Raw genomic sequence first — 23,801 nt, 5'->3', positions numbered from 1 at the left:
TCGAGAACGTGGAAAAACCTCCCGCACGCGACTGGCTCACGCTCGTCACGCCGAGTGCCGCCAGAGCGCGCGATACAGCATCCACAGGTCACAGTCGAAGCGGTCGGCCAGCGAGCGACAGCGCTCGAGGTACGTCTCGTATTCCGAAACCGACGGCGAATCCGGATACGGTCGGGAGAGTTCGTCCGCCTCTCGGAGCGTTGCCCACACGCGGGGGCCGACCACGACGTACGCGTCGGGATCGATGAACATGCAAAACGCCGAGGCGACGGGGATGTCGACGGCCTCGAGGGCGGTCAGCGCGTCGATCATCGCGGCAGCATCGTCGGCGTCGACGGCGGCCGCGATCGCGTCGCGGACGGCCTCGAAGTCGTTCTCCCAGAAGCGCTCTTCGGCTTCCTGTCGCTCGTCGTCGGGATACGCGCCGAGAAAGCGCCGGTAATACCATCTGACGATCCAGGCCGCGTCCCGGCGGCCGTACGCACCCGATGCGAACGCAGCCGGGAGCGTCTCTCTGTTCTCCGCCTCGACGGCGTACAGGGGCTCGTGTCGTTGGTAGTCGCGCGCCTGCGATTCCACGACTGACTTCGTAAGCGCCATCGTGTGTTGGTTTCCCATGAGATGCCGTCAGCGTTTCCCCGCTCCCGTAGTGACGTCACGTAAGCCGTCGCTTCTCGGGACGTACCAGTAGTATGGTAGAAAACCTCATGCACATACGGGTGATGGCTGTTACACAACGGGTGCAGCAACCTGGAGAGACTCACAATGTCCAGTGACCAAGAGCCAGTCAAGACGATCTGTCCGTACTGCGGTGTCGGGTGTGGAATCCAAGTACAGCCGGGCGACGAGCCCGGTGACGTCCAGTTCATGCCGTGGGGCGACGCCCCGGTCAACGAGGGCCGGATCTGTATCAAAGGCGGGGCGGCGACGGAGGTCGTCGACCACGAGGATCGGCTCACCGACCCGCTGATCAGAGACGACGACGGCGACCTCCGCGAGGCTTCCTGGGAGGAAGCGTACGAATACATCGTCGACGAACTCGAGCGAATCCGCGACGACTATGGCCCGGACGCGATGGGCTTTTTCGGCTCCTCGAAGACGATGAACGAGGAGAACTACCTGCTACAGAAGCTGGCCCGCCGCTACGGCACCAACAACGTCGACAACTGCACGCGGATGTGCCACGCCTCGACGGTCTGGGCGCTTCGCACGAGTCTGGGCGCGGGCGCGATGACCAACAGCATGCGCGACCTCCGCGAGGAGTGTGATCTGTTCTGGATTCAGGGCGCGAATCCCGGCGAGCAACACCCCATCGCGAACAGCCAGTACTTCCGCCAAGCGGTGCTCGACGGGGCGACCGTCATTCAGGTCGACCCACACGCGAACAAGACGACGCGGTCGTTCCAGATCGACGACACCGACCGCCACCAGCATCTGCAGTTGAATCCGGGGACGGACATCCCGCTGTTGAACATCGTCCTGAAGACGATCCTCGAGCACCACGACGAAAACCCCGACGACGGCTGGATCGACGAGGAATTCATCGAGGAACGCACCGAGGGGTTCGATCACCTCAAAGAGACGCTCGCGGACTTCGACAAAGAGGCGGCGGCCGAGGAGTGTGGCATCGACCTCGAGGCCATCGAACTGGCCGCCGAAAAGTACGCGACCGCCGACAACGCGGCCATCTTCACCGGCATGGGGATGAGCCAGCACGCCTGTGGCGTCGACAACGTCCAAAACGAGATCAACCTGGCGCTGATCACCGGCAACCTCGGGCGGGCCGGGACAGGCGTCAACCCGCTGCGCGGCCAGAACAACGTCCAGGGGACCTGCGACGTCGGTGCAATGCCGAACGTGCTACCAGGCTATCAGCTGGTCGACGACGACGAGGCTCGCAAGTCGGTCGAGGACGTCTGGGGATTCGAGGTTCCCGACGAGCCGGGGCTGACGAACGTCGAGATCTCCTACGAGGCCGGTGACTCGATCAAGGGCCTCTACGTCATGGGCGAAAATCCCGTGATGAGCGAACCAGACGCAAACAGCGTCGCCGAACGGCTCGCAGATCTCGAGTTCATGATCGTCCAGGACATCTTCCCGACCGAGACCGCGGAGTACGCTGATGTCATCCTCCCGGCGACGACCTGGGCCGAACGCGGCGGCACCGTCACGAACACCGATCGGCGCGTCCAGCGCATGCGCGGCGTCGGGAAGGTCCACGAGAACACGAAACACGATCTCGAGATCGTCAGCGAGGTCGGGAAGCGGTTGTTCGAGGAGGAGATGTTCGACTTCGACGACCCCGAGGTCGTCTTCGAGGAACTCCGCCAGGTCTGTCCGAGCTATCACGGGATGACCTACGACCTGCTGGGCGAGGAAGGTCTGCACTGGCCCTGCTACGAACTCGGCGACGAGGGCGATCCGTTCCTCTACGAAGAGGAGTTCGACACCCAAAGCGGCCTCGGCCACATCGAGGGCGTCGAACACACCCCACCGGCGGAGACGCCCGACGACGAGTATCCGCTGATCCTCACGACTGCACGGCTCGAGGAACACTACAACACCGGGACGATGAGCACGCGCTCGCCGACGCTCAACCGGCAGACCCCGGAGAACTTCGTCGACGTCCACCCCGAGGACGCCGAACGCTACGGCATCGAGGACGGCGAGTACGTGAAGCTGCGGTCGCGACGCGGCGAGATCACGCTCGAGGCCAACGTTACCGAGGACACGAAAGAGGGCGTCGTCTGGACGACGCCACACTTCGCTGCTGCCTCGGCGAACAAGCTGACGAACCACGTGCTCGACGAGCGAGCGAAGATCCCCGAGTACAAGGCCGCCGCCGCGGAGATCGACGTCGATATCGAGCCCGTCGATCGAGCGGCTGGCGACGACTGATACGGTCTGCTGTAACTGTTTACTGGTGCAACCGCAGGACGGTCGCGGTTGCACCGGCAATGACTGACAGCAGACCGTATGAGACCGCTGCGTGTCAGTTCGTGCTAGCACACTCCCGCTCAGTCGTGCGGGCGCATCGAGTTAGGCACCGAGGCCGGTGCCGAGCGGCAGTCTGACAGCGACCGCCATATCCGAGTCAGCACTGTCTCGAGGTAGATCGGTCAAATATCCTGATCTTCATCGTGAAGCGGGATAGCGGCAAGTTTTACAATGTGGTTCGTGGTGCGTTTCATGAGGTTCGATACCTAATGTCAATGGAAGCAGTCGTATATCAGGGACCGCACGACGTAGCTATCGAGGAGGTCGACGAACCCGAAATCGAGCATGAAAACGACGTGATAATCGATATCACGACGACGTGTATCTGTGGCTCGGACCTCCATATGTACGAGGGACGAACCGCGGCCGATCCGGGGATCGTCTTCGGACACGAGAACATGGGAACCGTCACCGAAGTCGGCGACGCCGTGACGACTCTCGAGGAAGGCGATCGCATCGTACTGCCGTTCAACGTGGCCTGTGGCTTCTGTCGGAACTGTGAAAACGGCTATACCGGCTTCTGTACCAACGTCAACCCCGGCTTCGCCGGCGGTGCGTATGGGTACGTCGCAATGGGGCCGTACAAGGGCGGCCAGGCCGAGAAACTCCGCGTGCCGTTTGCGGACTTCAACGCGTTGAAACTGCCGGAAGGCGACGAACACGAGGACGCCTTCTCACTGTTGGCGGACATCTTCCCGACGGGATGGCACGGCACCCGACTCGCGAATCTTCAACCCGGCGAGTCGATCGCGATCTACGGGGCCGGTCCCGTCGGCCTCATGGCCGCCTACAGCGCCAAGATCCAGGGCGCGTCCGAGATCTACGTCGTCGACCGCGTCGACAGCCGCCTCGAGATGGCCGAGGACCACTGTGATGCCCACGCCATCAACTTCGAGGAGGGCGACCCAGTCGAACAGATCGTCGATGCCCACGGCAACGAAGTCGACAAGGGCGTCGACGCCGTCGGGTATCAGGCGATCGACCCCGAGACGGACCCGGGCGACGACGCCTACGATCCGGCCCGGGAGAATCCCGCGGTCGTCCTCAACCAGCTTATCGAGACCGTCCGTCCGACGGGCCAACTCGGCATTCCGGGGCTGTACGTCCCATCGGACCCCGGCGCGCCCGACGAGATGGCGGCACAGGGACGGCTCGGCATCGACTTCGGCAAGCTCTTCGAAAAGGGGCTGAAGCTCGGGACCGGCCAGTGTAACGTCAAACAGTACAACCGGGAGCTGCGAGATATGATCATCGAGGGACGGGCCGATCCCAGCTGGGTCGTCTCCCACCGCGTCGACTTAGAGCAGGCACCCGAGATGTACGAGAAGTTCGACGAACGCGAGGAAGGCGTCACCAAAGTCTTGCTCGAGCCATAGCACTTCGCCCTCGAACGCCGTTTTTTTCGATCGTCCCGGACTGCTGTTCGACAGCCTCAGCTTCGCAGCCAGGCTTTCGGGTGGTCGTCGCGAAGGTGATCCTGGTACTGCTTGATCAGCGTGGGATACGATCCCGCAACCGCATACCAGTCGCAGTGGTCGCATTCTCGTTCGACCGTGTCAGTCGCGCTCTGTACGTATCCGCCGTGTCGGTGCATGCTCATCGCGCTCTGCTGTGACGATATAGCCTTTCTGTCTCGGCTGGAGAAACAGGTATGCTTCTGTCTGACATAGGCTGGTGTATGTGCCAGTACTGCAGCTACTCCTTCCACGACGGCTGGACACAGCTGCTCGAGTACGACGACGTCTATCAGAACGCCTTCCCCGACCGGCTGACAGACCAGTCGACACACGGTTTTCACGAGTCCTGGGAGGAGCTCAGCGACGAACTCGCACCGTAGCTCACAGCGGGAACGGATCGACCGCCGTGTCCGCCGCCTCGCGGTCGTCGTCGATCACACACGCCTCGAGGTCCTCACGGATCCGCTGTTCGTCCATCTCGCGGCCGATGAACACCAGTTGCGTCTGCCGGTCGTCGGTCGGCCGCCACTCGCCGATCGGGCCGGCTCTGACTGACGGCCCGGCCTGACTGACGCCGATCACCTCGTCGCGGTTCGCGACGTGACAGACGCCCTTGGCTCGGATGATCGCGCCGTCCCAGTCTTCGTCCTCGAGCCAGGCGGCGAGTCGCGCCGGGTGGAGCGGGCGATCGGCGCGGAAGACGAACGACGAGACGCCGTGTCGCTCGGCAGCGCTCGGCTCCGCGTCGTTGGTGTGCGTGTCGTGGTCGTGGCCTTCGCCACGCAGGTGCCGTTTCCACCCTGGCGAGCGCTTCGCTCTCGCGAAGTCGAACTGTCCGGTGTCGAGGATGAGTTCCGGATCCACCTCGGAGTAGCTCGTTCGACGCCGCCGTGCCCGCGGCTGAAGTTGGTCGACGACCGTCTCGATCTCCGCGACGACGTCGTCGGGAACCATGTCGGTCTTGTTGAGCAACAGGACATCGCAGAACTCGATCCCCTCGATCAGCACCTCGCTCAACGGCCGATCCGCGTCCGGCTGCAGCCCCGCGGGCAACTGCGCACCGGCGTCGAACTCCTTCCAGAACCCGTACGTATCGAGGACGGTGACCATGGTATCCAGCCGGAACAGGGACGTCGGGTCCACGTCGCTCGCGTCCGTCCCGTCGGTGAACACCTGTGCGATGGGAATCGGTTCACTGATCCCTGACGCCTCGACCAGCAGGGCATCGAACTCCCGGCTACGTGCCAGCCGCGTCGCTTCCTCGAGGAGATCGCCGCGTAATCGACAACAGATACAGCCGTTCGAGAGGTCGACGATCCCGTCGTCGGTGGCTCGCTCGAGTCGGTCCGCGTCGACGTTGACCTCGCCCATGTCGTTGACGATCACGGCCACCCGCCGCCCCCCGGGGTTCGACAGTACGTGATTGATCAGCGTCGTCTTGCCCGCGCCGAGGTAGCCGCTGACGACGGTGACTGGAATCGTATCGGCACTTGTCATACGGTACCTACTACCACAACAGGGACGGTACTAAGTGTACGTGATGGGAATCGCCCCGTTACCGGTCTCCGGTCCGGTACGCCAGTTACTTCGATCGTTGCGCGCCGCTACTCCCCCTCGAGGGGCTCCCTGCGGCGATCGATGCGCGTCGCGGGCAGGTCGGCCCGGTCGGCGTGTTCACGGATCGCTGCCTCCCCTTCGGCCCGATAGTGACAGAACGTGCCCGTGATCCGTCCGTTTTCGTTGGCCATGACTTCGGATTCGATCCACCGGATCTCGGTGCCTTCCTCCCGCAGTTCCTCGAGGGCCTCGCCGGACTGCTCGCCGGCTGCCTCGAGTTCGTCCTTGGTGATCGGGTCGTCCAACGATCGCAGTATCAGGAAGTCCGTCAGCTCGGTATCGGACATTGCTACCACGACACACAATCATGGCGCCCACTGTAATAACTGTCGGCCACCTCTCGAAAACGGATCGCCGAGAGCGCGTCGGTCGACCGGGTCTGCCCGCCATCTTTCCGCAGCGTTCGCGCTCGAGCCTCCACCCGATAGGAATCGATCGCAGTGACAGTGAGACGCAGCGTTACTCGTCGGGAAGGCGGTTCTTGCGGTATATCTTCGCGATTTCCATGTCGACCTCATCGAGCCCGACGATGATATCCTCGTCGGGGGACAGTTCCTCGGCCTCCCAGCTCTCGAGGAACGCGACGGCGTCGTCGCGATTGGCGTAGGGGCGCGGTTCGATCCCCATCGGGTCCTCCGCTGCCTCCTTGTCGGTAATGAGAACGTAGTGTGCTTCCATTGCGTCGATGTCGTCGCTTCCGGTCTCGTAGTCGGTCGTCCACGCGCCTTGGATCGGCGAGTCCGGCGTCGACGACACTTTGTAGGCGAACAGACAGCCCGGAAAGTCGAAGACGGCCGCCTGTCCGTTCTCGTGGACGATTTGACTCTTTCCATCGTACTTGGTGACCGGCATGCCACAGACATCACAGCGTTGCGATCTGGTGTATTCGACTGGCCCTTCCTCGACACCCTCGATCGATGGTTCGTACACCTGTGCCTGTTCGTCGTCACCGTCTTCGGACCCATCGCCTTCAGTCCCTCCACCGAGACAGCCGGCGATCGCCGCTGTCGCGCCGGCTCCCAGCACGCCCAACAGCCGCCGCCGTTCGAGTCCGTCGCGTTCGCACATACTCGCCTGTAGCGACCCAACGATCAAAACCGACGTGGTTCAGCCGTCGAACGCGGCTCTGATGCGGTCTGCTGTCCCGAGTGACCGGCGAACCCGCAGACGGGTGGCGGGTGCGCCAGAATCCACTGACAGGAGTCCGTCTGTGACCTCATTCGAGTTGCGCTTTCGCCAGCCGATGGCGGGCCCGGAACATGGCCGCGAAGCCGGGCTTCGAGAACGGTTCGGCAACGTCACCGAGCGGCCCGAACGGGAGTTCGTACGCAACGCGATCCCGAATGACGGTCCGATCGCCGTCGGCGAAAAAGCTGTGCGTATGCTCCCACCGGTCGAACGGCCCGTGGACCATCTCGTCGCGAAAACACGCTGCTCCATCGTCGCGCTCGCGGTCCGTAATCACCGATGTCCAGTGCTGGCGCGGCCCCACGCCGAACGGCCGGATCGACAACGCGACCTCCGAGCCAGGCTCGAGCACGTCGGGATCGGTCTCGCCATCGGGCCCGATCACCCGTTCGACGCGCAGCTCTAGCCAGTCGGGCGTCACTGCCTCGAGCCCAGACACGCGAGAGTGAAACGCCCACACGTCTTCGAACGGCGATTCGACCGTCGTTTCACGTTCGTACGTCGGCATGCTCGTGCCTACGGGGGCCAGCCTGAAAACGAAGATCCCAAACCGGCGACGGAAAGCGCCGCGTGGCGGATCTGTCGGCCGCCAGGATTACTTCAGCCGTTCCTGGAGAAACGACGGATGTGCTGCAGTGACACCGTCGATTTCGAGTAGCTCCTCGGAGATGATCTCGCCGAGCGCGTCGCCGTCTTCGGCGCGCACCTCGGCCATTAGCATGTGATCGCCGCTGGAACTGTACAACGCTTCGACCTCGTCGAGGTTTTTGATCGCCTGTGTGGCCTCGACGTAGCGTTCGCTCGCGACGTCGAGCCCGACCAGCGCGATCGTCTGGCTCGAGAGTTTCTTCGGATCGATGTCGGCCGAGTAGCCGACGATGACGCCCTCCTCTTCGAGCTGGTTGATATACTTACGCACCGTTGGTTTCGAGACGTTCGCTCGCTCGGCGATCTCGGCGTAAGACGCTTGCGCGTCCTCCTCGAGCACCTCGAGAATTCTGTCTTCCGTCGCCTGCGCACTCATACGAGTATGTTTTGCTCCGGCGGAAAAATATCTTTTGTATACGAAAACGACGGATATCCGATCAGAAGCACGCCGGGCTCGGACCGGCGACCGCGACGCTTGCGAGCGATTTTGACCGTTGAAGCCGGTCGAAACACTGCAGGCAGGCGGTCGCTCGAGGTGGAACCGACGCCACAAATCGAAATCAGTGTGAGTGGCCGTGAGACGGCGGCCGACTGTCTGCTATGGGACGGCGTCGACAGTCGGGTTACGTGTGTCGCTCGAGCAGGTCGTAGCTGCGTTCCCACTCCGCGTCGTCGTCGAAGTACCGTTCGGCCAGTGGCTGGTCGGGCATCTCGCCGACGGCGTGTTTCTCCTGCTGGTAGGACGGCCGATCCTCGTCGACGTAGTAGCGGCCGGTGAGGACGGTCCCCTCGTTGAGGACGTCCTCGGTCTCGCGCATCATCTCGGCGGCCTCGGCCCGGTCCGTGACGTCGAAGTCGTAGTCATCGGACTCCTGGACGTCGACGTAGGGGACGTACTGACGGGCGTCCTTGTTCCAGGTCGGACACTGGGTCAGGAAGTCGATGTGGGCGAAGCCGTCGTGTTCGATGGCTTCCTTGATGATCTCCTTGGCCTGATTGGGGTTGACTGCAGCGGTGCGGGCGACGTAGCTCGCACCGGCGTTCAGCGACATCGACAGCGGCCGGATCGGCGTCTTCGCGCTGCCCGAGGGCTGGGTCTTGGACTTGTGGCCCTTCGGACTCGTCGGCGAGGTCTGGCCTTTCGTCAGCCCGAAGATCTCGTTGTTGAACACGATATAGGTCATATCGTGGTTCTCCCGGGCCGAGTGGATGAAGTGGTTACCACCGATCCCGTAGCCGTCGCCGTCACCGCCCGCGGCGATGACCTCGAGTTCGGGATTCGCGAGTTTGGCGGCTCGCGCCACTGGCAGCGAGCGGCCGTGGATCGTGTGGAAGCCATACGTGTCCAGGTAGCTGTTCAGCTTGCCGGAACAGCCGATCCCGGTGACGGTCAGCACTTCTTCGGGCGTCTTGCCGACCTCCGGCAGCGCCTGTTTCAGCGCCTTCAGGACGCCGAAGTCACCACAGCCAGGACACCAGGTCGGCTGTGGTTCGACACCGGGGGTGAACTCGTCCCGGTCGATCTCCCGTTCCTCTCCGATCGCGTTGAATGCACTCATTGGTCAGTCACCTGCAGCTGGTTCGATTCGCACCTGTGCGGTCGGTTCGCGGTCTTCCTCGACGAAGTTGACCTCGTAGCCCTCGACGATCTCGGCGGGCTCGAACGGCTCGCCGTTGTACTTCAGCAGGCTGGTCAGCTTCTCACCGAACCGGCCGAGTTCCTTCTGGAGCAGGCCGCGGAACTGTGCGGTGGCGTTCATCTCGACGACCATCGCCTCGTCGACGCTCTCTAAGAACTCGGTCACGTCGGCCTCCGCGAACGGCATCATGTCGGAGACGCTGATACCTTTCACCGAGTGGCCGTCGTCGTTGAGCCGCTCGACGGCCTCCTCGACGGCACCCTGGCTCGAGCCCCACGTGATGACCCCGTAGTCGGCCGTCTCGTCGCCGAAGTAGGTCTGCGTGGACGACTCTCGGCTGTCGAGGTCCTCGCGGATCGACTCGAGTTTCTCGAGGCGTCGGTCCATCTGGGCGACGCGGTTGTCGGGGTCCTCGCTGATGTGCCCGACGGGGCTGTGTTCGTTGCCGGTCGCGAGGAAGCGCCCGCCTTTCTGGCCGGGGATCGAGCGCGATGCGACGCCGTTTTCGGCGTCCTCGTAGTTGAAGCGCTTGAACTTCCCGGAGTTGTCGTGGGCAGCCTCCCGAAGTTCCTCCTCGGTCAGCGTCGATCCCAGATCGGGCTGGGGTTCGCGGTCGAAGAACTCGACGTCGACGTTGGTGTTCTCGCCGGAGAGCTTCTGGTCGTAGATGATGATCGACGGGATCTGGTAGTCCCAGGCGATCTCGAACGCCAGTCGAGTCTGCTCGTAGGCTTCCTCGATGTTCCCGGGCGCGAAGACGACGCGCTGGGAGTCACCCTGACTCGTATAGAGGATGTGCTCTAAGTCGGACTGTTCGGGTTTCGTCGGCATCCCGGTCGAGGGACCGGCACGCATGGCCTCGATGAGGACCACTGGGGTCTCGGTCATCTCGGCGAGACCCAGTGGCTCGCTCATCAGTGCAAAGCCACCGCCGGACGAGCCGGACATCGCCTTGACGCCGGCGTGGCTCGCACCGACTGCCAGCGCCGCGGCAGCGATTTCGTCTTCGACCTGCTCGGAGATCCCACCCATGTCGGGGAAGTTCTGACTGAGGATGGTAAAGACGTCCGTCCACGGCGTCATCGGGTAGCCGGAAATGAACCGACAGCCGGCGTCGATCGCGCCGTAGGCGATCGCGTTCGAGCCCGACAGCAGCGCCTGCTCGGTGTCGTGAGTGCCTTCGGGGGCGCGCAGGTCGTGCTCGAACTCGTACTCCTCGTTGATGATGTCGTAGGCCTCGTGGAGGATCTCGATGTTCGCCTCGAGAATCTCGCCGCCCATCGCGTCGGACATCAGGTCCTCGATGTGCTCTAAGTCCATCTCGAGCAGCGCAGCCGTCACGCCGACGCCGGCGGTATTGCGCATGACCTCACGGCCGTGTTCCCGGGCGAGGGCGCGAAGATCCATCGGGAAGACGTGCCAGTCGTTCTCCTCGGCACGGGCCTCGAGATTGAGCGCTTCGACGTCCTCCTCGCTGATGAGGCCCTCGTCGTAGACGATGATCCCGCCGTCGCGGAGTTCATCGAGGTTCTCCGAGAGGGGTTTGATCTCCTCGTTCCCGTAGTAGGCATCTTCCTGGGGGTTGCGGGCGAACGAGTCGCCCAGCGCGAGCAGGAAGTTGTACCCGTCGCCCCGTGACTGTACCTCGTGGTCTGCGGCACGAATCTCGACGTACGTGTGGCCGCCGCGGATCCGCGACGGATAGTGCCGGTGAGTGAATACGTCGAGCCCCGAGCGCATCAGCGCCTTGGCGAAATTCTGGCTCGTCGAGTCGATCCCGTCGCCGGAACCGCCCGCGATTCGCCAGATAAGTTCGTCGCTACTCATAGTGGATCAGTGGCCGATGGGCCAACCGTACTCGGATTTTCGCACTACCGTGCCTAAAGCCTTTGCTATGGATTGACAAGTATCTTTCGTGAAGAATGAACGTCCATTGAATAATATGCCACGGAAGATCATTATCGATAAGCCGACGCCGCGTTCTCCCTCATTACGTCAGCGTGACCTATCACTGTCCGATGACCGACCGCCGGTACCTTTTATATCCTATTCATGCTATCCTATCCCATGGGTTACATCGTTCGGATGCCGAAACTCGGGCTCGAGATGGAACGCGGAACGCTTCTCGAGTGGGCGATTGATGAGGGCGACGCCGTCTCCGAGGGAGAGTTAGTCGCAGAAGTGGAGTCGGAAAAGAGTATCGGGGAAGTCGAGGCCCGCGAAGACGGCGTGTTGCGACGGACCTATCTCGAGGTCGACGAGACGGTCCCGCCGGGGACCCCGATCGGGATCGTCGCACCGAGCGATGCCGACATCAGCGATCTCGAGGACGAAGCGACAGCCGATCTCGAAGCCAACGTCGAGGTCGACGAAGCCGAGTCCGAGCCGGAACCGGAGGAGAGCACGGCCGAACCAGCCGCAAGCGGGGGCGATACCAGCGCCGGTGGGGCGACAGCCGATGAAGTCCAGGCCTCACCCCGAGCCCGAGATCGGGCGGACGAACTGGGTGTCGAGCTATCGACCGTCGAAGGAACCGGCTATCAGGGGTCGATCACCGAGGAGGACGTCGAACGGGCGGCCAGCGAGGGGACGGGAGAAGGTGCTGGCGAGCTGAACGCGTCACCGCGGGCGCGCTCCCGCGCCGACGAACTGGGTGTCGATCTCACAACCGTCGAAGGAACCGGCTATCAGGGCGCGATCACCGAAGACGACGTCGAGGCGGCCGCCGCTGCCGAGACCGGCGGGACGAGTCGAACGCTCGCGGCGGAACGGCCGTTCGGCGGGATGCGCAAGACGATCGCCTCGCGGCTGAGCGAGAGCGATCGCGAGGCCGTCCACGTGACCGTCCACCGCGAGGCCGACGCCGAGGCGCTGCTTTCGGCTGCCGACGCTGCCGACGACGTCCTCGAGACCGACGTCTCTGTCCAGGACGTCCTCCTCCGGACAATCTCGGCGACGCTCGCGGATCACCCCGCGTTCAACGCGACGTTCGAAGACGACGTCCACGAACTCTGGGAGGAACACAACATCGGGATCGCCGTCGATATCGAACAGGGGCTGATCGCGCCCGTACTCCCGGACGTTGAGAGCAAATCGCTCGCCGAACTCGCCGACGAGCGACGGGACCTCGTCGGCCGTGCGACCAGCGGTGATTACACGATGGACGATCTCCAGGGCGGGACGTTCACCGTGACGAATCTCGGCGTCCTCGGCATCGAGGCGTTCGACCCGGTCATCAACCCGCCGCAGGTCGCCATCCTCGGTGTCGACGCCATCACCGAACAGCCGACCCGTGGCGACGACGACGGCATCGAATGGCGACGCCACCTCCCGTTCGATCTCTCGTTCGACCACCGGGTCGTCGACGGCGCGGACGCCGCTCGATTCCTCGAGACGCTCGTCGACTACGTCGAGGAACCGTGGCCGCTGCTTCCGGACGACGTTGCCGAGGCGGCCGACCGCGGGGCCGGCAGTGCGGCCGAGACAGAGATGCCCGGCCGGTCGGTTACCGCCACGAACCCCGAGGGAATGCACGGTCGCATCGAGGCGGGCTCCTTCGAGTGGACGTACGACGAACCCGAATCCAGCGGCGGCACCGAGACCGGCCCGACCCCGGTCGACGTCGCCCTCAGTGGCCTCGCCTCGTGTCTCTCGCTGAGTACCAGGTTCCAGGCGAGCAAACGCGACATGTCGGTCGACGAAATTCGGGTCGACGTCGACGGGACTCCCGACGAGGGGTCGGTCGAAGAGATCGCGGCGACGATCCGGCTCGCGACCGACGCAGACGACGAGGCCGTCGACCGGCTCGTCGACCTCGGGGAGCGGGGCTGTCACGTCTCGCAGATGCTTCGAGAGGACCTCGAACTCGACCTCTCCTGGGAACGGCTCTAAAATCGGGGACGGCCCGTTTGACGGTCCGTTACTCCGGGTACGTCCGATCCGGTTCCGGCATCGCGTCGACGTTCGCCGCGGTCTCGAAGATCGCGCCGTTGAGTTCGTCGGCGGTGTCGAAGTACCAGTACTCGGTGCCGCCGTAGTTGCCGCTTTGGATGACCGGCAGGCCGGCGTCTTCGAACTCCTTGACGACCGCGTGTGGATCGTCGAAGGCGAAACAGGCGACGTGATGGAGCCCTTCGCCGTGTTCTTCGAGGTGTTCCGTGTAGATACTCTCTCCCTCGAGCGGTTCGATCAGCTCGATCATCGTCTCGCCGAGCTGGGTGAGCGCGAGTACCATCGAATACTCGTGTGATTCGCCGTGGTAGGTCCGGTCGGTGAGCGTCGGCGGCTCGAACCGATAGACCTCCCACGGGCCGACCCCGAGGATCGAGCCGAACCGGTCCATCCCGTCGTCGATGTCCTCGACGACGAACGCGACCTGCGATAGTTCTGGAATCTCGACGTCCACTTGTGGAATGTTGTCGCTTACCATTGTGGCGAGAGTCGGTACCACAACGGTCGATGTAATCCTTTGCCCGTGCCCGCCGCCCTGACACCGGCTACTCCGTCCGCGGCTCGTCGATGGGGGCGACCTCGAACGCGCCAGTTCGTGCGCCCGCCTCGAGCGTCGCGTCGACGTCGACGAGTCGCGGCCCGTCCGGGACCGGCGTCAGTTCGACCATCGCGTCCGTGAGTTCGAGTTCGCGCTCGCCGTCGGCCCCGACGACGCCGTCGGGCACGTCGAACGTGGCGGATTCGTTCGGTTCGAGTCGCTCACACGACGCGACGCCGATCGTCGCGGTGACGCCCGGCGCGACGATTGCACGGACGCATCGGGGCGCATCGTCGGGATCGGTGAGTCGGACGGCGACGCCGCCAGGATCAATGGGAGACAGCGGCTCGAGAGCGCCTGCGACGGCTGGGAGCCCGATGTTTCCGGGGTGGGCCTGTGACACGACCCCGCCGCGGAGATCGGACGGATCGAGCAGCGCGCGTGTCCCAATAAACGACTTCGAGGAGACCTCTGCGGCTGCAAGTCCGGTCAGCCGCCGCTCGCCGGTCGGCGTCTCGGCGCGTGCCTCGACCGTACCGTGTCGCGTTGTCACCGCGTCGGCTGGGACCGTTCCAGTCGCGACGAGTGCCGCAGCCGCGCCCGCAACGGTGCCGTCGACGGCTGCAGGGACGACGTTGTTCGTGCCCGTCGAGACGGCAACAAGGGGGACGTCACCGAGTTCGAGCGCGGCGTCGCGGGTCGTGCCGTCGCCGCCGAGGACGACTGCGGCGTCGGCTTCGTCACGAAAGCGGGCTGCTGCCCGTCGGGTGTCGGCCGAACTCTCCTCGATCGGCATCTCGAGCGTCGTCGCGTCTATTCCTTCATCTTCAGGTGCTTTCGCGACCACGTGGTCGGCGATTCCTGTCCGGTCGGGCATGACGAGCACTTCGACGGGCTCGCCTGCGACGGTCAGGCCGTCGCAGACGCACTCGGCGACCCGGCGCTTCGCGTAGTTGTCGACGACGCTCGCGCCGCCGGTGAGCCGGCGGATGTCCCGTCCTGCCGCGGGGTTGACGATCAGTCCGATAGTCGCCACGTGGAGACCTCGTTATGAGATCCGCTCGATCGCGGCTCTGACATCGTCGTCATCGGGCAGGACCTCCTGCTCGAGCGGTGGACTGAACGGCATGTGCGTATCCGGCGTGCCGACCCGCTGGATCGGTGCGTCGAGGCTGAAGAACGCCTCCTCCTGGACGCGCGTGGCGATCTCCGCGTGGGTGCCATAGGAGAGCGGACTCTCGTCGGCGACGACGAGTCGGCCCGTCTTCTCGACGCTCTCGACGATCGTGTCGGTATCGAGCGGGTACAGCGAGCGCGGGTCGATGACCTCGACGCTCACGTCGCCCTCGAGCGAGTCGGCTACGCCGAGTGACTCGCCGACGAGTCGCTGGGTGGCGACGACGGTGACGTCTTCACCTTCGCGTTCGACGGCCGCCTCGCCGATCGGGACCGTATAGTCCTCGTCCGTCGGGACCTCGCCCGACTGTTCGTAGATCATCTTGTTCTCGAAGACGAAGACGGGATCGTCCGAGCGGATGGCGGCTTTCGTCAGCCCCTTCGCGCTCGCCGCGGTTCCGGGAGCGACGGCTTTCAGCCCTGGGAAGTGGGCGATCCAGGTATGGACCGTCCCCGAGTGCTGGCTGGCGGCGCCCATGCCACCTCCCTCGGTGGTCCGGACGGTGACCGGCAGTTCAGCTTTCCCGCCGAACATGTAGTGCATCTTCGCCATCTGGTTCATGATCTGTTCCATCGAGACGCCCATGAAATCCGAGAACATGAGCTCGACGACCGGCCGCGTCCCCGTCGCCGCCGCGCCGGTCGCCGCGCCCATGAAGCCGGCCTCGCTGATCGGCGTATCCCGGACCCGCTCCTCGCCGAACTCTTCGTAGAGGCCGCCCGTTACCTCAAGGACGCCGCCGAAGAGCCCGACGTCTTCGCCCATCAGGTAGACGTCCTCGTCGCGCTCGAGTTCTTCGCGGAGGCCCTGTCGGATCGCCTCCCGTACGGTCATCGTCTCGGTCTCCTGTTCGAGTTCTGCCTGTGCAGTCATCGGTGGTCACCTCCGTTTTCGCCGCCGTCAGTCCGGGCGACGTTCGCGAATCGCTCGAGTTCCGGCGGCTGGTCAACGAACATGTCTTCGTAGGCCGCGCTCGCTTCCGGTGCGTCCGTCTCCTGTGCGTATTCGACGGCGTCGTCGATCGACGCCTCGATCTCGGATCGGAGGTCGTCGAACTCCTCCTGGGTCAGTTCGCCGCGCTCGATCAGTCGGTCTTTGAACGATTCGATCGGATCCTGGTCTTTCCAGCGTTCGATCTCCTCGTCTTCGCGGTAGGGCTCCTCGTCGCCCTCGTAGTGACCGCGGTAGCGGTACGTCTGTGCTTCGACCATCGTCGGCCCGTCGCCGGCGCGCGCTCGCTCTCGGGCTTCGGCGACCGCCTCCGCGACGGCAGTGATATCCATGCCGTCAACCGTCACGCCGGGGATGTCGTAGGCCTGGGCCGTATCGCTCAGGTTGTCGAGGTTGTGCTGTTTCTCGACCGGCGTCCCCTCTCCGTAGTGGTTGTTCTCGACGACGAAGATCGCCGGCAGGTCCCACGTCGAAGCGAGGTTGATCGCCTCGTGGACCTGTCCCTGGGCGACCGCGCCGTCGCCGAGGAAGCCGACCGCAACCTGGTCGCGGTCCTGATAGTCGATCGACAGCGCCGCGCCGGTCGCCATCGGCGGCCCCGCACCGACGATGCCGTTCGCGCCGAGCATCCCGGCGTCGACGTCCGCGATGTGCATCGAGCCACCCTTCCCATTACAGTAGCCCTCGGCCTTGCCGTAGAGTTCGGCCATCATGTACTTCGGATCGAGCCCCTTCGCGATGCAGTGGCCGTGCCCGCGGTGCGTGCTCGCGATGTAGTCGTCTGAATCGAGCGACGCACAGGTGCCGACGCCGACCGCCTCCTCACCGATATACAGGTGGACGAACCCCGGTATCTCGCCGTCTGCGAACCGATCCCCTGCCTCTTCGTCGAACGCCCGGATAGTTACCATCCGGCGTAGTGCTTCCCGTCGACCGTCTGCAGTTTCAAGGTCAAAATTTGCCATGTGGCTATCCTGAGGTACGGCACCATCCCACATATATCTAGCATTTATAATTGTGTAGTATTACCCGGGAAACTGTATCTGAAACGCGACTTACACGGTTTGATACTGATCTCACTCGAGTCGCGAATACGTCGGAACTGACGTCTGCCAGTCTCTCCCGGCGGAGAGGTCGCCGTTTGCGCGCAATCGTGCCCGCCCGCTCTTCGTCACCGCTCGAATCCGTCGGGAACGACCGGCTCGAGGCCGGTCTCAGCAATAAAATCGGCGAGGAAGTCGACACGATCGGGAATCTCGGTCGGCCGATGGGAGTCAGTGCCAACGGTCACGGCCACGTCGTACTCGCGGAGGAGCGACAGCAATCGATCGGACGGGTGGACGACGCCGGCGTCGGACAGCGCCCGGCCGGCATTGATCTCGGGGATCGTCCGCGAGTCGGCGAACGCCTGTGCCACGCGCCGGTAGTGGTCGTCAGTCGCCCGGCCTCGCAACGGCGGCGTCCGCTCGAGCAAGTCGACGTGGGCTGCGATTTCGAACAGTTCCGACTCGACGAGCGCGACGAGCTGGTCGAAATAGTCGTCGACGACCGCGTCGCGTTCGGCGCCGCTCATCGCGTCGAAGTGAGACGATACCTGCACGTTACGGCCGTCGACGTCGTGGACGCTCCCGATCGCGTAGTCAAATCCCGCCTCCGAGAGGAAGGCGTCGATGGCGGCCTCGTCTCGCGGATCGTAGTCCATCTCGACGGCGTCGTAAATCTCGAGACTGAACTCCTCGCGAACGCGGTCGATCCCCTGCCGGCGACGCTCGTAGGTGAGATCGAGATTGAACCCGTAGACGCTACGCATCGACGCGTGATAGTCGCGCGTGGCCACGTTGCAGTGGTCGGCGACACCGACGCCCTCGAGCCCGGCCGACTCGGCAGCTCGGACCATCGACCGGAGGAACTCGCCGTCCGAATAGTTCGAGTGGACGTGAAAATCCCGCATACGTCGTCGACCACGGAGGACGGGTTAGATGTTACGCTCGAGAAACGCCGCTCGAATCAATAGGTAGAACGCCCGCGCACGTTAGCAGCCGGCGACGGAGCGTTACTCGTTACGTGGGTTGCTCGGGTGGTAATTCGTGTCGTACTCGCCGGGCTGGTCGTCGACGCGGTCGGGGTTGAGTCGGCCCGATAGGAGCATGAAGTCGACCAGCGTCAGCGCGAGCATCGCCTCGACGACGGGAACGCCACGGGGCGGGAGCACGGGGTCGTGACGGCCGATGACCTTCTCCTCTTTGAGCTCGCCGGTCTCCCAGTCGGCAGTCTGCTGGGACTTGGGAATCGACGTCGGCGCGTGCAGCGTGACCTCGCCGTAGATCGGCTCGCCGCTCGAGATGCCACCCTGGATGCCGCCGTGGTCGTTCTCCACGGGAACCGGATTGCCCTCGTCGTCGAACTCCCAGTCGTCGTTGCGCTCCTTGCCGGTCCACTCGGCGGCCTCCGTACCGAGGCCGAACTCGAAGGCAGTCGCCGCTGGGACGGCCATCATGGCCTGGCCGAGTCGCGCGGAGAGGGAGTCAAAACGCGGCGCGCCGAGGCCGACGGGGACGCCCTGGGCCTCGAAGTAGATGCTGCCGCCGATGGAGTCGCCCTCCTCCTGATACTCCGCGATCCGCTCTTGCATCTCCTCGGCGGTTTCGGGGTGGGCACACCGGACGTCGTTTTCTTCCGAGTGCTCGAGGATCTCCTCGAAGCTCACTTCTGGGGCCTCGATATCACCGATCTGGTTGACGTGGGCTTTGAGCTCGATCCCCTCGCGCGCCAGGAGCTTCTTCGCGATCGCGCCTGCGGCGACCCAGTTGACCGTCTCACGCGCGGAGGAACGGCCGCCGCCGCCCCAGTTGCGCGTGCCGAACTTGGCCGAGTAGGTGAAATCGCCGTGGCTCGGTCGCGGCGCGGTGATGAAGGGCTCGTACTTGCCCGAGCGGGCGTCTTTGTTCTGGATGACCAGGCCGATCGGCGTGCCCGTCGTGTAGCCATCCTGAATCCCGGATTTGATCGCAACGTCGTCGGGTTCGCCGCGGCTGGTCGTGATCATCGACTGGCCCGGCTTGCGCCGATCGAGGTCTTTCTGAATGTCTGCTTCTGTCAGCTCGAGGCCGGCGGGACAGCCCGAGATGGTACAGCCCATCGCCTCCCCGTGGCTCTCGCCGAACGTGGTCACCTGAAAGAGGCGACCGAAGCGGTTGCCGTTCATTACCACGTCCTCGGGGACGGGGACACTTAGCCCTGCAGGATTCTCGCACGACGGCCTACCCGTCACCTGTGCGATCGGCGTCCGTCACGACAGTGGAGAGGCGGACACCTCTGGTGTGGGTGCCAACTGAACGCGTGGCGCGATAGGTGCTGGCTGTCGCTGCAGGCGACGCGCTCATCTATTTGTGATGTGCAAACACATGACTAGCTATGAGCGACGAACAGTTCGAACCCGATCTGCGTGCGCTCCGCGTAGCGGCCGACGAGTTCCCGTTCGACGATGTCGTCCGCTTGCTCGGGGACTGCCACACTCGCTCCGTGCTCGTCTACCTCCACGACAGCCCAGCGCCGTCGCTCGAGGAATTGGCCGACGTGGTCGCCGCCGCAGCCGCCAGCGAGACGGGAACGATCGCCGCACCGTCCGACCACGACCGGATTCGACTGCGGCTGTATCATTCGATCCTGCCTCGACTCGAGGACCTGGGATTCATTACGTTCGATACTGCGGCGAAGACCGTCACCGACACCGACATTCCGGAGGCCGTCAGCGCCGCGCTGGGGGTGACCGACTCGGAGCCATGAACGAACTTGGTGATCCAATCGAGACGGTCGAAGGCCAACGGAAAACGCTCGAGGTCCATACCGACGACGACGCGGTTTTCGAGGGGCTCCGTCGGCAGTTCGAGACGCGAAACGTCGACGTGGGCCGCCAGTCGCTTGGCCCGCTCGACGGGACGGGGTTCGTGATCATCCGGAGCGCCGACGGCACGTTCCGCGGTGCGTTAGGACTCGATCAGTTTGCGGCGCTCCTCTCGCCGCGGACCCATCCGCCGTGGGAACTCGCCGAGACCGACGACGATCGAGCGGAACTGTTCAGCTTCCTCGAGGAGACGTTGTTCACCTCCTACAGTCGTCGGCAGATGCTGGCAACGACCCGCGAGATCGAAGACCGGGCGTGGCGTGTCGGGGCCGGCCGGTTGTATGCGGGGTTCGAACGCGCGCCGGCGTTCGCGGCACAGACGGACGTCTACGAGCGATTCGGGCGTCACGACTCGCTGACGGTCGCGGTGTTTATAGACGACGAGTGGACCGAGCCCGTCCCCGAGGGTGTGGCCGTCGTCTCGGAGCGCGACAGCGAGCTCGGCGACTACTGGTTCGTCGTCTTCGACGGTGGCGACAACGAGCAGGAAGCCTGTGCGTTACTCGCAGAAGAGCGCCATCCGGGGTCGTTCTACGGGTTCTGGACGTACGATCCGGCGATGGTCGCAGAGCTGATCACGTATCTCGAGACGACGTACGAGATCCCCGAGTGACTCTCCTGTGGACACGTCCGCTTGGCCAGCTATGGCGCTTCCGCCCCGGAACAGACTCCGTCGGCGGAGGGGTTATACGACCGAGGCAATTTAAAGAGGGCAATGACGGCTTCCGCGTTGACCGACAGTCTCAGGGAAACGCTTGCGTGCTTCGACAACGCTGGGGTCCCGCGGACAACGAGCGAAGTAGCGGACCGGCTCGATCTCGGCCGCCGGAGCACCTACGACCGGCTCGACCGGCTCGTCGAGCGCGACCGGCTCGAGACGAAGAAAGTCGGTGCGAGCGCCCGCGTCTGGTGGCAACCACCGGCAGCGGGCGGGCGGGCCACTGCAGGCGGGGACCAGGAGCGTACAACCGTTACTGGACCACTGGTCGACGACGTGATCAACGACGCGGAGATCGGCCTGTTCGTCCTCGATGCGGATCTCGAGGTGGTGTGGCTCAACCAGACGGCCGAGCAGTACTTCGATCTCGATCGCGAACACGCAGTCGGCCGGGACAAACGAGCGCTCGTGACGGACCACCTCTCGACCGTTATCGACGACGGTGCATCGTTCGCCGAGACCGTGCTGGCAACCTACGAGGACAATACGTATGCCGAACGGTTCGAGTGTCTCGTCACGGCGAGTGAGAACCGCGAAGCGCGCTGGCTCGAGCACCGGAGCAAGCCGATCGAGTCCGGCGACTACGCCGGCGGCCGAATCGAACTCTACTACGACGTCAGCGACCGGAAACGCTCGGAGCACGCCCATCGCGCGGAACGAACCCTCCTCGAGCGCGTCCTCGAGGCGAGTCCAACGGGGATCGGCATCTTCGACGCTGATGGCGAAGTGCAACGTGTCAACCAACAGTTCATCGAGTGCCTTGGGCTGGCTGGGGACGATCCGGAGACATACGTGCTTGGTGACCAGCCCCTGCTCGACGAGGACGGGGCGGTGATCCCATATGCGGAGCGGCCGGCACCGCGGGTGCTCGCGACCGGCGAGTCGGTCGTCGACCAGCACAGTCAGGTCCGCGGCCACGACGGCCAGCTGCGGTGGCTCTCGATAAACGCTGAACCGATCGACGATCACGGTGTCGTCGTCACGATCGACAACATTACGAAACTCAAAGAGCAGGCACGCCACCTCGAGCGCCAGCACGACGAACTCGTGGCCGAACTCGAGGGGGTCTTCGAGCGGGTCGACGACGCGTTCTACGCACTCGACAACGAGTTGCGATTTACCTACGTCAACGACCGCGCCGAAACGCTGCTGGGCCATCCTGAGTCCGAACTACTTGGCAGGAACATCTGGCAGGCGCTGTCCGTCGACGACGCCGATCCACTCCGTGACCGGTTCGAGACGGCGCTCGCCACCCAGACCGACACGAGTTTCGAACGCTACTCTGAGCCACTCGACATCTGGGAGCTCGTCAGAGTGTACCCCTCTGAATCTGGCCTCTCGATTTACTTTACGGATATCACCGAGCACAAGCGAAAAGAGCGCCAGCTCCGCGAACACGAAGCCAGTCTCGAGCGAACGACGGAACTGCTCGAACAATCCCAGCAACTGGCGAACGTGGGTGCGTGGGAACTCGACGTGACCACGACGCCCGCCGACCTCCGGTGGACCGACGAGGTCTATCGGATCTACGGTCTCTCACCCGATGAGGAAATCGAACGCGAGCAATCGATCTCGTTCTACCATCCCGAGGATCGGCCGCGGATCCGCGAGGCGGTCGAGCACGCGATCGAAGACGGTGAACCATACGATCTCACGCTCCGAATCGAACCGGCCGACGGTGGCCTGCGATGGGTCCGGGGCATTTGCAATCCTGTGGAAGCCGATGGCGAAGTGGTAACGCTTCGTGGTGCGTTTCAGGACGTTACCGAGCGGATCGAGCACGAACAGGACCTCGAGCGCCAGCGCGAGCAACTCGCCGCGCTTAACAACCTCAACGACGTCGTCCGCAGCATCACCGACGAGGTGATCGCTCAGTCGACACGCGAAGAGATCGAGCGCGTCGTCTGTGAGCGCCTCGCCGAGACGGAGTCGTACCTGTTCGCCTGGATCGGCGACGTCGACATCGCAACCCAGACGGTAACTATGCGAACGGAGGCCGGTGTCGAAGGCTATCTCGACGAGATCACGATCTCGACCGACCCCGACGACGAGCGCAGTCGGGGGCCGACTGGCCGGGCGATCCTCGAGCGCGAAACCCAGACGACACAGGATATCGAGGCCGACAGCAGACACGACCCCTGGCGCGACCACATCGAACAGTACGGCTTCCGCTCGTCGGCGGCGATCCCGATCATCTACGAGGACACCGTCTACGGGGTATTGAACGTCTACGCCGACCGATCGGACGCGTTCGAGGACGAGGAACGGGCAGTCATCAGTCAACTGGGAGAGGTAGTGGGCCATGCGATCGCTGCCACCGAGCGCAAGCGGGCGTTGATGAGCGACGACGTCGTCGAACTCCAGTTTCGCGTTCGCGATATTTTCGCCGCCGTCGGCGCCGACATGACGACCGATGGCTCGATCACGATCGATCACATGGTCCCCATCGAGAACGACGAGTACCTCGTCTACGGGACGATCACCGAGGATGCGATCGCGGGAATGGACGCACTCGTCGACGCGCTTCCACACTGGGTGGATGTCACCTATCGGACCGCAGACGGGCCGACGAGCTTCGAACTCCGGCTTTCCGACCCGCCGGTGCTGTCGACGATTGCCTCGCTGGGAGGGGCCATCGAACGCGTTGTCATCGAAGACGGCGACTACCGGATGACGGTTCTCCTCGCACCGGGTGCTGACGTTCGGCGAGCGATCGATGTCGTGCAGACAACCTATCCGGCCGCGGAACTGCTGAAACATCGCCAGATCACACGTCCCGACACCACCGCCGAACGCGTCCGTCACGTGCTGACGGACGAGCTTACCGACCGCCAGCGAGCGGCCCTCGAGGCCGCCTATCACGCGGGCTTTTTCGAGTGGCCTCGCGATGCCACTGGCGAGGACATCTCCGCGTCGCTCGAGATCGCACCGGCGACGTTCCATCAGCACCTCCGGCGCGCACAGAAGAAGATCTTCAACTCGTTACTTTCGGGCTCGAGGGGGCCTTGACCGCGT

The 23,801-nt window shown here is 64.0% G+C and carries 22 protein-coding genes; 7 read left to right on the top strand and 15 right to left on the bottom strand.

The window, feature by feature from the left end; translation table 11 throughout:
- Window positions 1-45: 45 nt before the first annotated feature.
- Complete coding sequence (locus E2L06_RS05945) at window positions 46-600, bottom strand: hypothetical protein (RefSeq protein WP_138779534.1); 555 nt, start codon at window positions 598-600, stop codon at window positions 46-48.
- 165 nt (window positions 601-765) lie between these two features.
- Here E2L06_RS05945 and fdhF point away from each other — a divergent pair, with 165 nt between their 5' ends.
- Entirely contained in the window at window positions 766-2,898 is a 2,133-nt protein-coding gene (gene fdhF, locus E2L06_RS05940; RefSeq protein ID WP_138779532.1) for a formate dehydrogenase subunit alpha, read from the top strand.
- Between the two features lie 314 nt (window positions 2,899-3,212).
- A complete protein-coding gene (locus tag E2L06_RS05935) occupies window positions 3,213-4,373 on the top strand; it encodes a glutathione-independent formaldehyde dehydrogenase (RefSeq protein WP_138779530.1) in 1,161 nt (386 codons plus the stop codon).
- 56 nt (window positions 4,374-4,429) lie between these two features.
- Here E2L06_RS05935 and E2L06_RS21755 read toward each other — a convergent pair whose 3' ends face one another.
- Window positions 4,430-4,591: a hypothetical protein gene (locus E2L06_RS21755; RefSeq protein WP_171052275.1), complete on the bottom strand. Its 162-nt coding sequence runs from the start codon at window positions 4,589-4,591 to the stop codon at window positions 4,430-4,432.
- A gap of 84 nt (window positions 4,592-4,675) precedes the next feature.
- On the opposite strand from E2L06_RS21755, the gene E2L06_RS21750 reads away from it, so the two are divergent.
- A complete protein-coding gene (locus E2L06_RS21750; RefSeq protein ID WP_171052316.1) occupies window positions 4,676-4,834 on the top strand; it encodes a hypothetical protein in 159 nt (52 codons plus the stop codon).
- Between the two features lies 1 nt (window position 4,835).
- Here the strand turns inward: E2L06_RS21750 and E2L06_RS05930 are convergent, their stop codons facing one another.
- The 7 genes from E2L06_RS05930 to E2L06_RS05900 all read right to left on the bottom strand — a co-directional run bounded on the left by E2L06_RS05930 (window position 4,836) and on the right by E2L06_RS05900 (window position 11,374).
- On the bottom strand, window positions 4,836-5,951 hold the full coding sequence (locus E2L06_RS05930) for a GTP-binding protein (protein ID WP_138779528.1): 1,116 nt from the start codon (window positions 5,949-5,951) through the stop codon (window positions 4,836-4,838).
- Between the two features lie 107 nt (window positions 5,952-6,058).
- Window positions 6,059-6,358 carry a DUF4242 domain-containing protein gene (locus E2L06_RS05925; protein ID WP_138779526.1) on the bottom strand — a complete coding sequence of 100 codons (300 nt, stop codon included), beginning with the start codon at window positions 6,356-6,358 and terminating at the stop codon, window positions 6,059-6,061.
- Between the two features lie 172 nt (window positions 6,359-6,530).
- Window positions 6,531-7,139: a nitrous oxide reductase accessory protein NosL gene (locus E2L06_RS05920; RefSeq protein ID WP_138779524.1), complete on the bottom strand. Its 609-nt coding sequence runs from the start codon at window positions 7,137-7,139 to the stop codon at window positions 6,531-6,533.
- 148 nt (window positions 7,140-7,287) lie between these two features.
- Complete coding sequence (locus E2L06_RS05915; RefSeq protein WP_138779522.1) at window positions 7,288-7,767, bottom strand: SRPBCC family protein; 480 nt, start codon at window positions 7,765-7,767, stop codon at window positions 7,288-7,290.
- A gap of 87 nt (window positions 7,768-7,854) precedes the next feature.
- Complete coding sequence (lrpA1, locus tag E2L06_RS05910) at window positions 7,855-8,283, bottom strand: HTH-type transcriptional regulator LrpA1 (protein WP_138779520.1); 429 nt, start codon at window positions 8,281-8,283, stop codon at window positions 7,855-7,857.
- A gap of 247 nt (window positions 8,284-8,530) precedes the next feature.
- Window positions 8,531-9,466 (bottom strand): thiamine pyrophosphate-dependent enzyme, encoded by a 936-nt coding sequence (locus tag E2L06_RS05905; RefSeq protein WP_138779518.1) that lies wholly within the window; start codon window positions 9,464-9,466, stop codon window positions 8,531-8,533.
- A gap of 3 nt (window positions 9,467-9,469) precedes the next feature.
- The gene (locus E2L06_RS05900) at window positions 9,470-11,374 is read right to left on the bottom strand and encodes a 2-oxoacid:acceptor oxidoreductase subunit alpha (RefSeq protein WP_138779516.1); all 1,905 of its coding nucleotides are present in this window, start codon (window positions 11,372-11,374) and stop codon (window positions 9,470-9,472) included.
- A 240-nt stretch (window positions 11,375-11,614) separates the two neighbouring features.
- Between E2L06_RS05900 and E2L06_RS05895 the strand changes: the two genes are divergently transcribed.
- Window positions 11,615-13,438: a 2-oxo acid dehydrogenase subunit E2 gene (locus E2L06_RS05895; RefSeq protein WP_138779514.1), complete on the top strand. Its 1,824-nt coding sequence runs from the start codon at window positions 11,615-11,617 to the stop codon at window positions 13,436-13,438.
- Window positions 13,439-13,466: 28 nt separating this feature from the next.
- On the opposite strand, the gene E2L06_RS05890 is transcribed toward E2L06_RS05895, so the two are convergent.
- The 6 genes from E2L06_RS05890 to aroC all read right to left on the bottom strand — a co-directional run bounded on the left by E2L06_RS05890 (window position 13,467) and on the right by aroC (window position 19,369).
- Window positions 13,467-13,976 carry a VOC family protein gene (locus E2L06_RS05890; RefSeq protein WP_138779512.1) on the bottom strand — a complete coding sequence of 170 codons (510 nt, stop codon included), beginning with the start codon at window positions 13,974-13,976 and terminating at the stop codon, window positions 13,467-13,469.
- A gap of 67 nt (window positions 13,977-14,043) precedes the next feature.
- Window positions 14,044-15,072, bottom strand: coding sequence for an NAD(+)/NADH kinase (locus E2L06_RS05885; RefSeq protein ID WP_138779510.1), 1,029 nt, complete (start codon window positions 15,070-15,072; stop codon window positions 14,044-14,046).
- A 12-nt stretch (window positions 15,073-15,084) separates the two neighbouring features.
- Window positions 15,085-16,086 (bottom strand): alpha-ketoacid dehydrogenase subunit beta, encoded by a 1,002-nt coding sequence (locus E2L06_RS05880; protein ID WP_138779508.1) that lies wholly within the window; start codon window positions 16,084-16,086, stop codon window positions 15,085-15,087.
- On the bottom strand, window positions 16,083-17,129 hold the full coding sequence (locus E2L06_RS05875; RefSeq protein WP_138779506.1) for a thiamine pyrophosphate-dependent dehydrogenase E1 component subunit alpha: 1,047 nt from the start codon (window positions 17,127-17,129) through the stop codon (window positions 16,083-16,085). Before E2L06_RS05875 ends, E2L06_RS05880 begins: the two co-directional genes overlap by 4 nt.
- Before the next feature lie 206 nt (window positions 17,130-17,335).
- Complete coding sequence (locus E2L06_RS05870) at window positions 17,336-18,115, bottom strand: PHP domain-containing protein (protein ID WP_138779505.1); 780 nt, start codon at window positions 18,113-18,115, stop codon at window positions 17,336-17,338.
- A 102-nt stretch (window positions 18,116-18,217) separates the two neighbouring features.
- Window positions 18,218-19,369, bottom strand: a complete 1,152-nt coding sequence (gene aroC, locus E2L06_RS05865; protein ID WP_138779503.1) for a chorismate synthase — start codon at window positions 19,367-19,369, stop codon at window positions 18,218-18,220.
- Window positions 19,370-19,578: 209 nt separating this feature from the next.
- Here aroC and E2L06_RS05860 point away from each other — a divergent pair, with 209 nt between their 5' ends.
- From E2L06_RS05860 to E2L06_RS05850, 3 genes are all read left to right on the top strand, one after another.
- Entirely contained in the window at window positions 19,579-19,950 is a 372-nt protein-coding gene (locus tag E2L06_RS05860; protein WP_138779501.1) for a hypothetical protein, read from the top strand.
- Window positions 19,947-20,681: a DICT sensory domain-containing protein gene (locus tag E2L06_RS05855; RefSeq protein ID WP_138779499.1), complete on the top strand. Its 735-nt coding sequence runs from the start codon at window positions 19,947-19,949 to the stop codon at window positions 20,679-20,681. Before E2L06_RS05860 ends, E2L06_RS05855 begins: the two co-directional genes overlap by 4 nt.
- Before the next feature lie 102 nt (window positions 20,682-20,783).
- Complete coding sequence (locus tag E2L06_RS05850) at window positions 20,784-23,795, top strand: PAS domain S-box protein (protein WP_138779497.1); 3,012 nt, start codon at window positions 20,784-20,786, stop codon at window positions 23,793-23,795.
- Window positions 23,796-23,801 lie beyond the last annotated feature (6 nt).

The organism is Haloterrigena sp. H1, assembly GCF_005938085.1.
Classification (GTDB): Archaea; Halobacteriota; Halobacteria; order Halobacteriales; family Natrialbaceae; genus Natrinema.
The sequence above is the reverse complement of the archived record's forward strand: the minus strand, read 5'-3'. Positions and strand labels throughout refer to the sequence as shown.

Coding starts and splice junctions, on each gene's coding strand:
- E2L06_RS05905 (WP_138779518.1), bottom strand. CDS start 9,466: ATGAGTGCATTCAACGCGATCGGAGAGGAACGGGAGATCGACCGGGAC.
- E2L06_RS05870 (WP_138779505.1), bottom strand. CDS start 18,115: ATGCGGGATTTTCACGTCCACTCGAACTATTCGGACGGCGAGTTCCTC.
- lrpA1 (WP_138779520.1), bottom strand. CDS start 8,283: ATGAGTGCGCAGGCGACGGAAGACAGAATTCTCGAGGTGCTCGAGGAG.
- E2L06_RS05855 (WP_138779499.1), top strand. CDS start 19,947: ATGAACGAACTTGGTGATCCAATCGAGACGGTCGAAGGCCAACGGAAA.
- fdhF (WP_138779532.1), top strand. CDS start 766: ATGTCCAGTGACCAAGAGCCAGTCAAGACGATCTGTCCGTACTGCGGT.
- E2L06_RS05880 (WP_138779508.1), bottom strand. CDS start 16,086: ATGACTGCACAGGCAGAACTCGAACAGGAGACCGAGACGATGACCGTA.
- E2L06_RS05925 (WP_138779526.1), bottom strand. CDS start 6,358: ATGTCCGATACCGAGCTGACGGACTTCCTGATACTGCGATCGTTGGAC.
- E2L06_RS05915 (WP_138779522.1), bottom strand. CDS start 7,767: ATGCCGACGTACGAACGTGAAACGACGGTCGAATCGCCGTTCGAAGAC.
- E2L06_RS05930 (WP_138779528.1), bottom strand. CDS start 5,951: ATGACAAGTGCCGATACGATTCCAGTCACCGTCGTCAGCGGCTACCTC.
- E2L06_RS05900 (WP_138779516.1), bottom strand. CDS start 11,374: ATGAGTAGCGACGAACTTATCTGGCGAATCGCGGGCGGTTCCGGCGAC.
- E2L06_RS05860 (WP_138779501.1), top strand. CDS start 19,579: ATGAGCGACGAACAGTTCGAACCCGATCTGCGTGCGCTCCGCGTAGCG.
- E2L06_RS05945 (WP_138779534.1), bottom strand. CDS start 600: ATGGCGCTTACGAAGTCAGTCGTGGAATCGCAGGCGCGCGACTACCAA.
- E2L06_RS05895 (WP_138779514.1), top strand. CDS start 11,615: ATGGGTTACATCGTTCGGATGCCGAAACTCGGGCTCGAGATGGAACGC.
- E2L06_RS05875 (WP_138779506.1), bottom strand. CDS start 17,129: ATGGCAAATTTTGACCTTGAAACTGCAGACGGTCGACGGGAAGCACTA.
- E2L06_RS05920 (WP_138779524.1), bottom strand. CDS start 7,139: ATGTGCGAACGCGACGGACTCGAACGGCGGCGGCTGTTGGGCGTGCTG.
- E2L06_RS21755 (WP_171052275.1), bottom strand. CDS start 4,591: ATGCACCGACACGGCGGATACGTACAGAGCGCGACTGACACGGTCGAA.
- E2L06_RS05850 (WP_138779497.1), top strand. CDS start 20,784: ATGACGGCTTCCGCGTTGACCGACAGTCTCAGGGAAACGCTTGCGTGC.
- E2L06_RS21750 (WP_171052316.1), top strand. CDS start 4,676: ATGTGCCAGTACTGCAGCTACTCCTTCCACGACGGCTGGACACAGCTG.
- aroC (WP_138779503.1), bottom strand. CDS start 19,369: ATGAACGGCAACCGCTTCGGTCGCCTCTTTCAGGTGACCACGTTCGGC.
- E2L06_RS05935 (WP_138779530.1), top strand. CDS start 3,213: ATGGAAGCAGTCGTATATCAGGGACCGCACGACGTAGCTATCGAGGAG.
- E2L06_RS05890 (WP_138779512.1), bottom strand. CDS start 13,976: ATGGTAAGCGACAACATTCCACAAGTGGACGTCGAGATTCCAGAACTA.